This window comes from Mucilaginibacter conchicola (assembly GCF_003432115.1).
In the GTDB taxonomy this organism is placed as follows: domain Bacteria; phylum Bacteroidota; class Bacteroidia; order Sphingobacteriales; family Sphingobacteriaceae; genus Mucilaginibacter; species Mucilaginibacter conchicola.
The window spans coordinates 1,650,769-1,664,918 of sequence record NZ_QWDC01000001.1 but is presented as its reverse complement, the minus strand read 5'-3'; the positions used below and the strand labels follow the sequence as shown (position 1 = coordinate 1,664,918).

13 protein-coding genes are annotated in these 14,150 nt (G+C 45.0%); 8 read left to right on the top strand and 5 right to left on the bottom strand.

The genetic code is table 11. The annotated features are described in order from the left end of the window. Positions 1 to 96 precede the first annotated feature (96 nt). From dnaE to D0C36_RS07440, 3 genes are read left to right on the top strand one after another with little or no spacing between them, the layout of a single operon-like run. Positions 97 to 3,687: a DNA polymerase III subunit alpha gene (gene dnaE / locus D0C36_RS07450; protein ID WP_117390919.1), complete on the top strand. Its 3,591-nt coding sequence runs from the start codon at positions 97 to 99 to the stop codon at positions 3,685 to 3,687. A 48-nt stretch (positions 3,688 to 3,735) separates the two neighbouring features. After that, positions 3,736 to 3,957: a hypothetical protein gene (locus D0C36_RS07445; protein ID WP_117390918.1), complete on the top strand. Its 222-nt coding sequence runs from the start codon at positions 3,736 to 3,738 to the stop codon at positions 3,955 to 3,957. Between the two features lie 2 nt (positions 3,958 to 3,959). Further along, positions 3,960 to 4,244 (top strand): type II toxin-antitoxin system RelE/ParE family toxin, encoded by a 285-nt coding sequence (locus D0C36_RS07440; RefSeq protein WP_117390917.1) that lies wholly within the window; start codon positions 3,960 to 3,962, stop codon positions 4,242 to 4,244. Here D0C36_RS07440 and D0C36_RS07435 read toward each other — a convergent pair. Beyond that, positions 4,241 to 5,722 carry a phytoene desaturase family protein gene (locus D0C36_RS07435; RefSeq protein WP_117390916.1) on the bottom strand — a complete coding sequence of 494 codons (1,482 nt, stop codon included), beginning with the start codon at positions 5,720 to 5,722 and terminating at the stop codon, positions 4,241 to 4,243. The two genes, D0C36_RS07440 and D0C36_RS07435, sit on opposite strands and share 4 nt — an antisense overlap. A gap of 71 nt (positions 5,723 to 5,793) precedes the next feature. Here D0C36_RS07435 and D0C36_RS07430 point away from each other — a divergent pair, with 71 nt between their 5' ends. The 4 genes from D0C36_RS07430 to D0C36_RS07415 are packed head-to-tail and all read left to right on the top strand — an operon-like array spanning position 5,794 to position 8,122. After that, positions 5,794 to 6,627 carry a phytoene/squalene synthase family protein gene (locus tag D0C36_RS07430; protein WP_117390915.1) on the top strand — a complete coding sequence of 278 codons (834 nt, stop codon included), beginning with the start codon at positions 5,794 to 5,796 and terminating at the stop codon, positions 6,625 to 6,627. Positions 6,628 to 6,636: 9 nt separating this feature from the next. Next, a complete protein-coding gene (locus D0C36_RS07425; RefSeq protein WP_117390914.1) occupies positions 6,637 to 7,212 on the top strand; it encodes a hypothetical protein in 576 nt (191 codons plus the stop codon). Next, entirely contained in the window at positions 7,212 to 7,889 is a 678-nt protein-coding gene (locus tag D0C36_RS07420) for a lycopene cyclase domain-containing protein (protein WP_233524434.1), read from the top strand. The genes D0C36_RS07425 and D0C36_RS07420 overlap by 1 nt, the downstream gene beginning before the upstream one ends. Beyond that, positions 7,886 to 8,122 carry a cytochrome b5 domain-containing protein gene (locus tag D0C36_RS07415; protein ID WP_117390912.1) on the top strand — a complete coding sequence of 79 codons (237 nt, stop codon included), beginning with the start codon at positions 7,886 to 7,888 and terminating at the stop codon, positions 8,120 to 8,122. Before D0C36_RS07420 ends, D0C36_RS07415 begins: the two co-directional genes overlap by 4 nt. A gap of 184 nt (positions 8,123 to 8,306) precedes the next feature. Here D0C36_RS07415 and D0C36_RS07410 read toward each other — a convergent pair whose 3' ends face one another. The 4 genes from D0C36_RS07410 to D0C36_RS07395 all read right to left on the bottom strand — a co-directional run bounded on the left by D0C36_RS07410 (position 8,307) and on the right by D0C36_RS07395 (position 11,342). Beyond that, positions 8,307 to 8,846, bottom strand: coding sequence for an RNA polymerase sigma factor (locus tag D0C36_RS07410; RefSeq protein ID WP_117390911.1), 540 nt, complete (start codon positions 8,844 to 8,846; stop codon positions 8,307 to 8,309). Positions 8,847 to 9,120: 274 nt separating this feature from the next. Beyond that, positions 9,121 to 10,140 (bottom strand): UDP-N-acetylmuramate dehydrogenase, encoded by a 1,020-nt coding sequence (murB, locus tag D0C36_RS07405; protein WP_117390910.1) that lies wholly within the window; start codon positions 10,138 to 10,140, stop codon positions 9,121 to 9,123. Positions 10,141 to 10,264: 124 nt separating this feature from the next. Next, positions 10,265 to 10,702, bottom strand: a complete 438-nt coding sequence (locus tag D0C36_RS07400; RefSeq protein WP_117390909.1) for a sterol desaturase family protein — start codon at positions 10,700 to 10,702, stop codon at positions 10,265 to 10,267. A gap of 1 nt (position 10,703) precedes the next feature. Next, entirely contained in the window at positions 10,704 to 11,342 is a 639-nt protein-coding gene (locus D0C36_RS07395) for a TlpA family protein disulfide reductase (RefSeq protein WP_117390908.1), read from the bottom strand. A 200-nt stretch (positions 11,343 to 11,542) separates the two neighbouring features. Between D0C36_RS07395 and D0C36_RS07390 the strand changes: the two genes are divergently transcribed. Beyond that, positions 11,543 to 13,906 carry an ABC transporter permease gene (locus tag D0C36_RS07390; RefSeq protein WP_117390907.1) on the top strand — a complete coding sequence of 788 codons (2,364 nt, stop codon included), beginning with the start codon at positions 11,543 to 11,545 and terminating at the stop codon, positions 13,904 to 13,906. Positions 13,907 to 14,150: the final 244 nt, after the last annotated feature.

Here is a 14,150-nt window from a genome sequence, read left to right as displayed (position 1 = left end):
ACAATTTCAAGGTTAATTGTTGGTAATAATATAGCTTGGTTATCGTTTTCAAACTTGGGTTTTCGTTAATTTTGTAGTCCACCCGATTTTGTTGTTATGCCCGAATTTTCGCACTTACACGTACACACCCAGTTCTCGTTGCTCGATGGCGCTGCCGATATCAGCAAGCTTTACAAAAAGGCTGCAGCAGATGGCATGAAGGCGCTTGCCATTACCGACCACGGTAACATGTTTGGTGTGTTCAAATTTGTCGCCGAGGCGGGTAAACACAACGTAAAGCCCATTGTAGGCTGTGAATTTTACGTGGTTGATGACCGCCATGTAAAGCAGTTTACCAAAGAGAAAAAAGATAAACGTTACCACCAGCTTTTCCTGGCTAAAAATCCCGAAGGGTATAAAAACCTGGTGAAATTATGTTCATTAGGTTATATGGAAGGCCTTTATAGTAAATGGCCGCGTATTGATAAAGAGCTAATACTAAAATATCATAAAGGCCTTATTGCTACCACCTGCTGTATTGGTGCATCGGTGCCGCAAGCCATCCTGCGCGATGGTGAAGAGGCTGCCGAGAAAGAATTTAAATGGTGGCTGGACTTGTTCGGTGAGGATTACTACATCGAGCTGCAGCGCCACGAGATACACGAGCAGGAGATCATCAACAATACCTTGCTAAAATTTGCCAAGAAATACGGCGTTAAAGTGATCTGTTCAAACGATTCGCACTATGTGGACCAGCAGGATTCAAACGCTCATGATATTTTGCTTTGCGTAAACACAGGTGATATGCAAAGCACCCCGATAGCTACCGACGAAGAAGGCGGTAAAGGCTATCGCTTCGGTTTCCCTAACGACCAGTTCTACTTTAAAACACAGGCCGAAATGGGCCAACTGTTTCATGATGTGCCGGAGTCGTTAGATAATACAGGCGAGATAGTAGACAAGGTAGAGACCCTTAAACTGAAAAGGGACATCCTGCTGCCCAACTATGTTATCCCGCAAGAGTTTAAGATCCACAGCGAAAGCACGCCCGATTCAGATACCCTTAACCAGTGGGAATACCTTAAACACTTAACCTTTACAGGCGCCAAAGAGCGTTATATAGATATTAGCCCGGAAGCTGAGGAGCGAATCAATTTTGAGCTTTTCACTATCCGCACAATGGGTTTTGCGGGCTACTTCCTCATCGTTGCAGACTTCATAAGGGCTGGCCGCGATATGGGCGTATTTATTGGCCCGGGTCGTGGTTCGGCGGCGGGATCGGTGGTGGCCTACTGTATCGGTATTACCAATATCGATCCGCTAAAGTATAATCTGCTATTTGAGCGTTTCCTTAATCCCGACCGTAAATCAATGCCCGATATTGATACGGACTTTGACGACTCGGGCCGCCAGCGTGTTATCGATTACGTGGTTGATAAATATGGCAAGAACCAGGTAGCACAGATCATTACTTACGGTTCAATGGCTGCCCGCACCAGTATACAGGATGTGGGCCGCGTGTTGGATATGCCGCTGAGTGATGTGACCGCCATTAAGAAACTGGTACCCGAGACTTTGGGTATCAACCTGAAAACGGCTATCGAGCAGGTGCCCGAGTTGCAGGAGATCTACAAATCGCAAGACTTGAAGGGCATGGTGTTACGCGAGGCCGAAAAGCTGGAAGGCTCGGTACGTAACACGGGTGTACACGCGGCTGGTATTATCATCGCGCCGTATGATCTAACAGAGATCGTTCCCGTGGCCACTGCCAAAGACTCCGACCTGTTGGTTACCCAGTATGATGGCCGTGTAATTGAAGATGCAGGCGTTATCAAGATGGACTTTTTGGGTTTAAAGACTCTTACCATTATCAAAGATGCGCTACGCCTAATCAAACAAAACCACGGGCGCGATATAGACATCGACTACATCCCGCTGGATGATGAGACCACTTATGCGCTTTACCAACGTGGTGATACTAATGGTACCTTCCAGTTTGAGAGTGATGGTATGCAAATGTACCTGCGCGACCTTAAGCCCGATAAGTTTGAGGACTTAATTGCCATGAACGCCCTTTACCGACCGGGCCCAATCGAGTACATCCCCAACTTTATTAAACGTAAGCATGGGCAGGAAGAGATCGTATTCGATTTGCCTGACATGGAAGAGTACCTGGGCGAAACCTACGGTATTACCGTGTATCAGGAGCAGGTGATGCTTTTGTCGCAGAAACTGGCAGGCTTTAGTAAAGGTGATGCCGACGTTCTGCGTAAGGCAATGGGTAAGAAGCAGATCGAAGTACTGAACAAGATGGAAGCCCAGTTTATGGATGGAGCAATGGCAAAAGGCCACCCTAAAGATAAACTGAACAAGATATGGACGGACTGGAAAGCATTTGCACAGTACGCGTTCAACAAATCGCACTCTACGTGTTACGCCTTTGTGGCTTACCAAACAGCTTATCTGAAAGCGCATTACCCGTCTGAGTACATGGCAGCGGTTTTGAACAACCAGAACAGCATGGACAAGATCACCTTCTTTATGGAAGAGTGCCGCCGCATGGGTATTGAGGTGTTGGGGCCTGATATTAACGAGAGTTACATGTCCTTCACGGCCAATGCCAAGGGGGTTATCCGTTTCGGTTTAGCCGGTGTGAAGGGTGTGGGCGAAAAGGCCGTAGAAAGTATCATTGAAGAGCGTATCGAGAACGGGCCGTACTCATCGGTATATGATTTTGCGCAGCGTTCAAACACGCGTAACGTTAACCGTAAATCGTACGAGAACCTGGTGTATGGTGGAGCTTTCGATAACTTTGGGCACAAGCGTTCACAGTTCTTTGCCAAATCAGAGAACGTTCAGCTTACAGGCGTAGAGCGTTTGATCAAATATGCCAACGATTACCAGAATACTAAGAACAGTTCACAGGCATCATTATTTGGCGGTGCCGTGGCTTCATACATCCCGGAGCCTGCCATGCCCGAGTGCGAGGAGTGGGGCCTGATAGAAAAGCTGAAGTACGAGAAGGATGTGATTGGTATCTACCTTACTGGTCACCCGCTGGATAACTACAAGCTGGAGCTGGAGAAATATTGTAATACCACGATTACCGAACTGAAGATAGTTCAAAAGGCGCGCACTGCCGAGGGCGGCGAAGAAACCATGACCAAGTTTGCCGATCTGCGCAAGAAAGGCGAGATCAACATTGGCGGATTGGTATCAAGCGTACAACACAGGTTTACCAAAATGGGTAAGCCGTTTGGCGCCTTTGTTCTGGAAGACTATAACGACTCTTATGAGTTTGCTTTCTTTGGCGATGATTACGTAAAGTTCCGTAACATGATGGTGGATGGCTACTTTCTGCATGTGAAGGGTAATATCGAAGAAAAATTCCGCCAGAAAGATAACTGGGACCTGCGGGTAACTACCATGAGCCTGTTATCAGAAATGCGCGATAAGCTCACCAAATCGTTAACCGTTTGCCTGGATGTGCGTAACCTCAACAACCAGTTACTGGATAACCTGATAGAAGTGATCAATCAGAATAATGAAAAATATCCCGCTAAAAGCTGTCAGTTGCGGTTTAAAATAGTTGACGGTGAAGAATCTATGCAGGTTGATCTCTTCTCTAAACTTTTCCGCGTAAGCCCAAGCGATGACCTGATGGACGAGATCTTTAATCTGACGAATGCCAGGGCGGTGCTGGCGTAGGGTTGGAGTAATATTTGTATATTTGATAATATCACTAAGTTTTCAGAGATGGTAACCATAAATTTTTCGATAGACCAACTGCTGGAAGCCGTTAAGCACTTAACCAAGGTTGAGAAAGAACGGCTTAAAGTTGCGCTGACGGATGATGATTTTGCGTTGTCTGAGGAGCAAAAGGAAATAATTCTTCAGCGGCAAAAAGATTACTCGGCCGGAATTATGAAGGCTTATTCCCTTACGGAAGCAAAAGCCAAGCTAAATTATACAGAATAATAATGTATAACATACTGTTGCTTGATGGTGCAATTGCAGATATCCGGGATGCACATGATTGGTACGAAGAGCGTCAGCAAGGTTTAGGTAAGAGATTCCAGAAAACAGTGTTTAGCAAGCTTGATCTTATTCAGCAAAACCCTTTATTGTATCAGGTTAGATTTTCAGAGGTATTCAGATTTGCAAAAACTGATATATTCCCGTTTCTAATCGTTTTTGAAATAGTCGATCAGTCAATAATCGTAAATGCTGTTTTTCATACAAGCCGTAATCCTAATGCCTTTTAGTCTCCCATCATCTTTATCGCTTCCTTAGCAGCAATTTGCCCTGATATTAATGCCGGTGGTACGCCCGGCCCAGGTACAGTTAGCTGGCCGGTATGCAGCAGATTTTTAACATGCTTAGCCTTCATGGCCGGTTTAAAAAAGGCAGTTTGAGCCAGCGTATTAGCCAGGCCGTAGGCGTTACCTTTAAAGGAGTGATAATCGGCTTTAAAATCATCCAAGGCATAGCTGCGTTTTACAACAATGTTGTTGCGGATGCTTTGACCGGTGATGTGTTCAAACCTGTCCGTCAGCAGTTCAAAATAACGCTCGCGGGTTTGCTCATGGTCTTTAAGGTCGGGCGCTATCGGCATCAGGAAAAATAGGTTCTCGCCGCCTTCTGGTGCACAGGCCGGATCGGTTTTAGATGAACAGCAAACGTAGAATAAAGGCTCGCTTGGCCATTGAGGTTGTTTGTATATCTCGGTGGCGTGGCGGTCAAAATCCTCATCAAAAAACAGGTTATGATGCTCTATACCTTCCACTTTTTTATTGGTGCCGATGTAGAACAGCAAACTTGACGGCGACATGGTGCGGCTATCCCAATATTTCTCTGAATAGTTTCGAGCCGCTTTAGGCAACAGGTGCTGGTCGGTATGCTCATAATCTGCACCGGAAATGATCATATCTGCCTCGTAAGTTCCGCTGTTAGTTTGGATGGTGCTTACCTTTCCGTTAGTTATATCTAACCGGGTAACCTCTGTATTCGGTTTTATCTCCACGCCTAAATCCGCGGCAATACTCACTATCGCTTTCACTATCTCGTTCATCCCGCCCATGGGGTACCAGGTACCAAGGGCAAGGTCGGCATAATTCATCATGCTATACATGGCGGGTGTATCTTTCGGCGTAGCACCCAGGAACAACACCGGGAATTCCAGCATTTTTATCAGCTTAGGGTTTTTAAAGTACTTGCGCACATGGCTGCTCATGCTGGTAAGCAACTGCATACTCATACTTTTGCGGATCAGTTGCCAATCTATAAACTCGGTAATGGAATGCGACGGGCGGAAAACATAATCGTTCATGCTTACCCGGTATTTATATTCGGCCTGTTCCAGAAATTTGCGCAAACCCTTGCTGCTGCCGGGCTCGGTCTGCTCAAAAAGGTCTTCCAGTTGCTGCATATTGGCAGGCACGTCCATCGGATCATCCTTGCCGTAGTAAATACGGTAGCCTGGGTCGAGACGTTTCAATTCATAAAAGTCGCTTGCCTTTTTGCCGAACAGCGCAAAAAAGTTCTCGAACACATCGGGCATCCAGTACCAGCTTGGTCCCATATCAAAAGTAAAACCATCTTTTTCCCAAACGCGGGCACGGCCGCCGGGCTGGTCGTTCTTTTCCAATACGGTAACTTCATAACCATCTTTTGCCAATACACATGCCGATGCCAGTCCCGCAAAACCGGCCCCTATTACAACTACGCGCTCTTTTTTACTCATTCGCCCACAATTTAACAATTACCTTTAAGTCGCTAAAAAACAATCCACCTTTCATTTTGTACATTTGGGTAATGAACCTGTTTGATGAAACCTGTTTTGAATGCAGCAAAGTTATAACCCAAAAGTACAGCACTTCGTTTAGTACCGGCATCCGCGCGTTCGATAAAAAGTTCCGTTATCCGGTTTATGCCATCTACGGCTTTGTGCGCTACGCGGATGAAATTGTAGATACCTTTTACGACCACAACCAGCGCGAACTGATAGACGATTTTCAGGCCGAAACATTTAAAGCCATCGACCGCGGCATCAGCACCAACCCGGTGCTGCAGTCCTTTCAGCAGGTGGTTAATCAATACGGGGTAGAAAAAGATTTGATAGAAGCTTTTCTGCGCTCCATGCGGATGGATCTGGATAAAACCGCTTACAGCGATGATGGCTATAAGACCTATATCTACGGCTCTGCCGAGGTGGTGGGTCTGATGTGCCTACGGGTGTTCTGCGAGAATGACCCTGCCCTGTATGAAAAGCTGGTACCCAAAGCTCGAAGTTTAGGATCAGCATTTCAGAAAATAAACTTTTTGCGCGATATCAAGTCTGACTATGAAGACCGCGGTCGTACTTATTTCCCTGAGGTAGATTTTACAAACTTTACCGAAGAGGACAAGAGACTGATAGAGGCAGATATTAAAAAGGATTTTGATGACGCCCTGGAAGGTATCAAACAATTGCCAAAAGGGAGCCGGTTGGGCGTTTATGTGGCCTATGTTTACTATCTGCAACTTTTCAAAAAAATAAGTGCAACTTCGGCCTGTACCATAATTGAAAAACGTATTCGGGTTTCTGATACGCAGAAGCTGGGCCTGTATTTAAAAGCCCGCCTGCACCGGAAGCTGAATTTTATTTAACCATTTACCATGACCGCCGCTTTTATCATCCCTCGTAAAGTATGGCTATGGGTGTATGCTTTGGCTGTAACCATATTGTTCACCACATCGGCATTCACCTATGATCATATTGCCGAAGCCGACCTGCACAAGATCCGCAAGTTGTTGGTTACCGCTTTGGATAGCAAAAAAACCACCGATTCGCTCTATTCGCACCTGGCAGATGTAAAAGACCGCTCAGCCTTGCTGAATGCCTACATGGGTACCCTTGAGGCGTTGAAAGCTAAGCATGCCTGGAACCCGTACTTTAAGGTAAAGTATTTGAACGATAGCGAGAAGACTTTCAAAAATGCAGTTGCAAATGATCCGCATAATATCGAGATCCGTTTTATGCGTTTTTCTATAGAGCATAACGTGCCTAAGTTCTTAGGCTATAACAAAAATTTGATTGCCGACAGGGAAGAGATGATCAAACAGATCGATCGCAAATATTATTCGTCGGCTGATAAAACACTGGTGAAAACCATCATTAATTTTTTGATCGATTCTAAACGTTGCACGCCTGCCGAGAATACCAACCTTAAAGAACATTTAGCTGCGTTATAGTGAAAAACTACACCTACCTCATCATTAATGTGCTCACCATCTTTTTCCCGGTGGTGCTGTCGTTTGATAAGCGGGTGGCTTTTGCCAAAACCTGGCGATTTATTTGGCCGGGCATGGCCATCACCGGTTTGGTGTTCTTGTTTTGGGATGTGATGTTTACCATCCACGGCGTATGGTCCTTTAGCCCCGATCATATTATCGGACTTAAATTTTTCGGATTGCCTTTAGAGGAGATCCTTTTCTTTTTAACTGTACCCTTTGCCTGTTTATTTATTTATGCCTGTTTAAACTACTACGTAAAATGGCAATTGCCACGGATGATGGCGAGGAACCTCTCCATAGCGCTGATCATACTCTCACTTGTGTTATCGGCCATCTATTACGATAGATTGTATACTGTAGTTACTTTCGCTCTGCTGCCATTGGTGTTGTTTTTTACATTGAAAAAGGGCTGGCTGTCGCGATTTTATATGGCCTATTTTGTATCACTGATCCCGTTTTATATAGTGAACGGATTACTCACCTCCATCCCGGTTGTACTGTATAATAACGATCAAAACATGGGCATCAGGATCACGACCATCCCCGTAGAAGATCATTTTTACAGCATGGCTTTACTGATGATGAACATTGCTTTTTTTGAACATTTCAAAAAGCGCCGTAAACTTGCCGCATGACGGAACTGCCCATCTACACCCGCTCTCAACTGGCCCTGCGCAACGGGCAGGATAAACCACAGATATGGGTGGCCTACAAAGGCATTATCTATGATGTGACCGACAGCCGCCTTTGGCGCAACGGCAAACACTACGAACACTGGGCAGGGCAGGACTTAACCGAGGAATTGGCTGATGCACCGCATACCGAGACTGTGTTTGAGAAATTTTTGGTAGTAGGGAAGTTGGCGTAGTTCCTTGCACCTCGTCATTGCGAGCGATAGCGTGGCAATCCTCGACCTACAGGGCCGCTCTGTAGATAGGGGATTGCCACGTCGCTGACGCTCCTCGCAATGACGTATTATCAGAATTGCCCTAAAACCAAAAAAGCCCGCTTTGCAGCAGGCTTTTTATATATGTTTTGAGTTTGTGTTCTGATTATTCCATTTCGGCGTAAACTGGTTTTGCTACACCATTATCGTAAGCTTTCAAATTCTTTTTAAGCAATTTGCGTGCTACGTGGATACGGGTTTTTACTGTACCGATAGGGATATCCAGGTGATCGGCAATTTCGTGGTATTTGTGACCTTCAAAGTACATGGTGAAAGGCACATAGTAATCTGATGGTAAGCGGTCTAAAGCGCGTTTGATATCATCCATTACAAATTTAGCTTCGCCTTGGTTTTTAGTAGAACTAAATACCAGGTTTGGAGAAGATATCTCGTCGCTTTTTGTAACAAAAGTGCTCATTTTAACAAAACGGCGGTAGTTGTTGATGAAGGTGTTCTTCATGATGGTATACAACCAGCCTTTCAGGTTAGTGCCTTCTTTAAACTTATTGTAATAAGTAATGGCTTTTAACATTGTGTCCTGAACAAGGTCGTTTGCATCGTCGGCGTCGTGAGTAAAGTGTAAGGCATAAGACCTTAAAGAACTTGCTTGACGTAATACCAGGGTGTTAAACTCAATCTTTGTCATTCTGTTAATGTTTTGTACAGACATTTATACAAACACGATACCAGTAATGAAAATTGAATGAAAACTATGGCAGGTTATCAGGTGTTGATTAACTAACAGTGAACACTCAGACGTATTTAAAATGTGGTTTTAAATTGCTGTAAACAAGTAGATTACAATGCAATGACAACTTAATTACACGTAAAAGGCGAGCCTTATTGCCACAACAATTAGTTGCTACATTAAGTTTTTGTAAATGAACGGGATGGGAAATAAATTAAGTTTATTGCACCGCTTAGCGTACAATATTTACTTCACGTTGTAGTGAAACGCCAAATTTATCGTACACACTGTCTATAATTTGCGACGAAAAGTTGTACACTTCTTCGCCCGTTGCGCCGCCATGGTTCACTAAAACCAGCGCCTGGTTCTTCCAGGTACCTGTGTGGCCTACCTGTTTTCCCTTCCAGCCGCACTGTTCAATTAACCAGCCGGCAGCAAGTTTTACCATGTTATCAGGAGCAGGGTAGTTCACCACATCGGGATGTTGGGCAAGGATAGGCTCAAACTCGCGCAGGGTAATTACAGGGTTTTTGAAAAAGCTACCGGCGTTGCCTATGGTTGATGGATCGGGCAGTTTTGATACACGGATGTGCGATACCACCTGCGATACATCTTTTATAGTGGGCACTTCGATACCGCGGTTAGTAAGCTCCTGCTCAATAGCACCATATTTTAAATTAAGGTTAGCATTAAGCGATAGCTTAAACTTGACCGAGGTGATAATATACTGCCCGGCCAGTTCGCCTTTAAATACACTTTCGCGGTAGCCAAATTTGCAGTCGGCATGGGTAAAGGTGCGGAACTCACCGGTAGCTATCTCAAACGCACGGCAGCTTTCAAATACATCTTTCAGCTCTACACCATAAGCGCCGATATTTTGGATAGGCGATGCACCTACAGAGCCGGGGATAAGGCTCAGGTTTTCCATACCGGCATAACCGCGGGTTACGCAGTAGTTTACCAGGTCGTTCCAAACCTCGCCGGCGCCGGCTTCAACATACACATCATCATGGCTTATGCGGTGCTCAATACCACGGATGTTTAAACGGATAACCAGTCCTTCAAAATTGTTCACCAATAGCATATTACTGCCGCCGCCCAGTACAAGGCGCTGTATTTGCTGCCATTGCGGGTCGGCAAAAAGCTCGGCCAGGTCTGCTTCGTGGTTTATCTCAGCAAAGTAGCGGGCATTAACATCAATACCAAAGGTGTTAAAGTTTTTAAGGGATACGTTTTCCTGTATTTGCAGCATGTGGGCGAATTTCGGGAAAAATATTGATACGTCATTGCGAGGAACGAAGCAATCTCTTTAGGACAAATGGCTCTGCACAGTTTAGAGATTGCTTCGTTCCTCGCAATGACGCGTTGAAGATTGATTACCTCTTAAACCACTTCCTGCTCGCCACCAGCAACCCAAACTCTTCCGACGGGTTTTTTTCCGTTGACTTATGGTGCATTTTATGCGCCCGGCGGATACCCATCAAATAGCGGTTAGTACTTTTAAATGCCTTGAAACGGTTATGGATAAACCAATCGTGAAAGATGAAGTAGATAATGCCGTAGATGGTAATACCGAGGCCAATCCAGAATCGATAATCCAAGGTAAAGTGCCCCAGCCACATCAGCCAGAGCGAGAATGCTGCAAAGCCAATGCTGAAAAGATCATTCAGCTCAAACCAGCCGTGGCGTTGCTGGTGATGGGTTTTGTGGATAAACCAAAGCGGTCCGTGAAACAGGTATTTATGCATAGCCCATGAGAGCAGTTCCATTACGGCAATGGTGAGCAAAACTATACCTGTATCAATTAGTATCATATTATTTAGCGGCCAGTGCCGGTTTTAATACTTCTTCTATTTTGGCCATAGCGGCTTCGTGTTTGCCATCATAACCAATTTCGTTATATATAAGTTTGCCCTGTTTATCAAAAATGAACGCAGCCGGGAACCCCTCAAAGCCGAATACATTGTCGGCGCATTTAGCCGGGTTATCGGGCTGCAGGCCATGTACCGTTTTACCACCAAGCTCAACCTTAGCGTCGCATCCCGGCAGGAAATATACAGGCAGCTTAAAGTGATCTAAAGTACTGAAGTATTGATACTGGTCCACATATTTTTTAAGCGAGGGATCTTTGGCGATAAATTTCTTTACGATCTCCCTGTCGGTACGGCTGATGGTGATAAAGCAAAAATCTTTATTACCAGCATACTTTGCCTGCAGGTCATGCAGCATCTTCATCTCAATAAAACATGGCGGGCAGGGGATAAACCAGTTATCAATAAACAGTACTTTGTTTTTAGCCAAATCTCTTAGTTTTACAGCTTTGCCGTTTATATCAAGTAGGTCAATATCAGGGATAGTGGTTATAGGTGTTTTTTTGGAGCTTGCTGTTTGGGCCTTTGCCGTAAAAGTTGCAAATAATAAAAACAGCAAAATGGCAGATAGGGTGTGTTTCATAAGGTTTGGTGTTTGATATCCAAAGTTAATGAAAACATCTGTATATGGGCTAATGTCAGCCTGTTACTGTAATGCACCCGCACGTTAACTGTTCGTTTCCGAACGGTTGTTTGTGTTGTTTTATTTATAAAGCATTGATTTATAGTAATTTGTATTAATGGCACAAGCTTTATTATCATATAAGCATATATCAACCGGTTATGATAAAAAACTATTTCAAAATTGCCTGGCGTAACCTGTGGAAAAACAAAGGTTTTTCATTTATCAACATTGCAGGCCTGGCTACCGGCATGTGCGGTGCCATCCTGATATTTACCTGGGTACAAAACGAACTTAGTTTTGACCGCTTCCATAAAAATGCCGATAACCTTTACAAGGTTTGGAACAAATCTGATAAAGACCCTGCTGGCAATATCTACACCTGGGATATTACCTCGGCGCCCATTGCACCTGAGTTAAAACAGAAATTTCCTGAGATAAAAGCCGCTGCCCGTGTTTACTGGCCAAACGACCGCCTGTTTAATTACAAAGAGAAAAGCATAGTAGCCACCGGTTTGGATGTAGACCCGCAATTTTTAAGCATGTTCAGCTTCCCGATGGTGAACGGCAGCGAGCATGCTTTAGACGACCCTAAAGGCATTGTACTAAGCGCAAGCCTGGCCAAAAGCATCTTCGGCAGCGAAGACCCAACCGATAAAGTACTGCGCATAAACGATAAAGAGAACTATAAAGTAACCGGCGTTGTAAACGATCCGCCATCTAACACGCAGTTTAAATTTGATTACCTTGTATCCATACAACCATTAATCGGCACATCAGAGGCTAACAACTGGGGTAACGCCAGCTTTAACACCTACGTGCAGCTGGAGCCGGGTACCAATGTAGCCGCGCTTGATAATAAGATCAAAAACATACTGAGGGATCATGACCCCGGCCTGCATTTCGGCATATTCCTGCATCCATCATCTAAATGGCATCTCAACTCGAGGTTTGAGAACGGCGTGGCTGTTGGCGGAGCTATAGAAACTGTGAGGATCTTATTAGGTATTGCCGGGCTGATATTGCTGGTAGCCTGCATCAACTTCATGAACCTTAGCACCGCCCAAAGCGAAAAACGCGGTAAAGAAGTTGGCGTGCGTAAAGTGATAGGTGCTAACCGTTTTGCTATCATCAAACAGTTTTTAACCGAATCAATCCTCATTACAATTATATCCGGAGTGCTGGCGGTTGTACTGGTGCAGCTAACGCTGCCCGCCTTTAACCAGCTAACAGGCATCAACCTAAGTATTAATTACAGCAGCCCTTATCTGTGGTTATCCGGTATCGGTTTTATACTTTTTACAGGTTTGCTTGCGGGTAGTTATCCTGCTTTCTACCTGTCATCATTCAGGCCGGTTAAGGTGCTTAAGGGTTTGTTCAAAGCCAAAGCACAGGTTATTAGTCCGCGCAAGGTGTTGGTGGTCACACAATTTACTGTGGCTATCGTCCTCATTATCTCTACCATTATTATTTACCAGCAAATAGAGCATGTGCAAAGCCGCGATAATGGCTATGTGCGCAATAACCTGGTGGAGCATCCGGTGAATGATGCGATCAACAAAAGCTTTGATGCTTTAAAGAATGATCTGCTAAGCAGTGGGGCAGCCGTGGCGGTAAGTAAAACCAGTATGTCGGTCACTATTGATGGTAGCCAGGGCTCGGGCTTTAACTGGGGCGATATGGATGCCAGCCATAAAGAAGCCAGCTTTAGCAGGTTTGGTACCACCGGCGATTTTGTAAAAACCTTCGGCTTTAAACTGATAGCCGGCCGCGATATCGATTTCAATAAGTACCCGTCAGACTCAAGCGCGGTGATCATTAACGAAGCCGCCGTGAAGTTGATGGGCTTAAAAGACCCTGTTGGGCAAACGGTTATCAATAATGGCGGTTCCCGCATGACTGTTGTAGGCGTTATCAAAAACTTTATTATCGGTTCCCCGTCTCAGGATATCAACCCCATGATGGTATTCGGTTCTAAAAGATGGTCTAATGCGCTTACCTTCAGGCTTAATCCAAATAAGCGCCCGTCTGAAAGTTTAAAAGCAGCCGAGGCTATCTTCAAAAAATATAATCCGGCTTATCCGTTCCAGTACAGTTTTGTAGACCAGGCTTATGCCGCCAAGTTTAAGAACGAGCAGCGCGTTGGCAAGATCGCTTTTACGTTCTCGGCCTTAACCATTATTATCTCATGCCTGGGCTTGTTCGGGCTGGCAGCTTACGTAGCCGAGAGCCGCTCAAAAGAGATCGGCATCCGCAAGGTATTAGGCGCAGGCATTGTAAACCTCATGCAACTACTCACCCGCGATTTTGTGGTACTGGTATTAATATCCGTATTGATAGCCGCGCCAATTGGCTGGTGGTTCATGAGCAAATGGCTGCAGGATTTTAACTACCGTATCCAGATTAGCTGGACGATATTCCTATACTCCGGCCTGGTAGCAGTGCTTATAGCGGTGATAACCGTAAGTTTCCAGGCAGCAAAGGCTGCGTTAGCTAATCCAATTAAAAGCATAAAGACAGAATAAATAAAAAAGGGACACGATGAGTGTCCCTTTTTTATTTATTCTGTCTGTTGTAACGTTGGAAAGTTGTAATGTTTTTTTGTTTTGCTGCCGCAAGGATAATCGCGCGTAATTAAACATCGCAGAGTTGACTCACCCGGTCTACGCTACGCTGGACCACCCTCTCTGCTGCAAGCAGCAAAGAGGGTAAGTAAATAAGAATTTCTCACCCTCTTTTCGCGCAGCGAAGAGAGGGTCGACAAGCGTA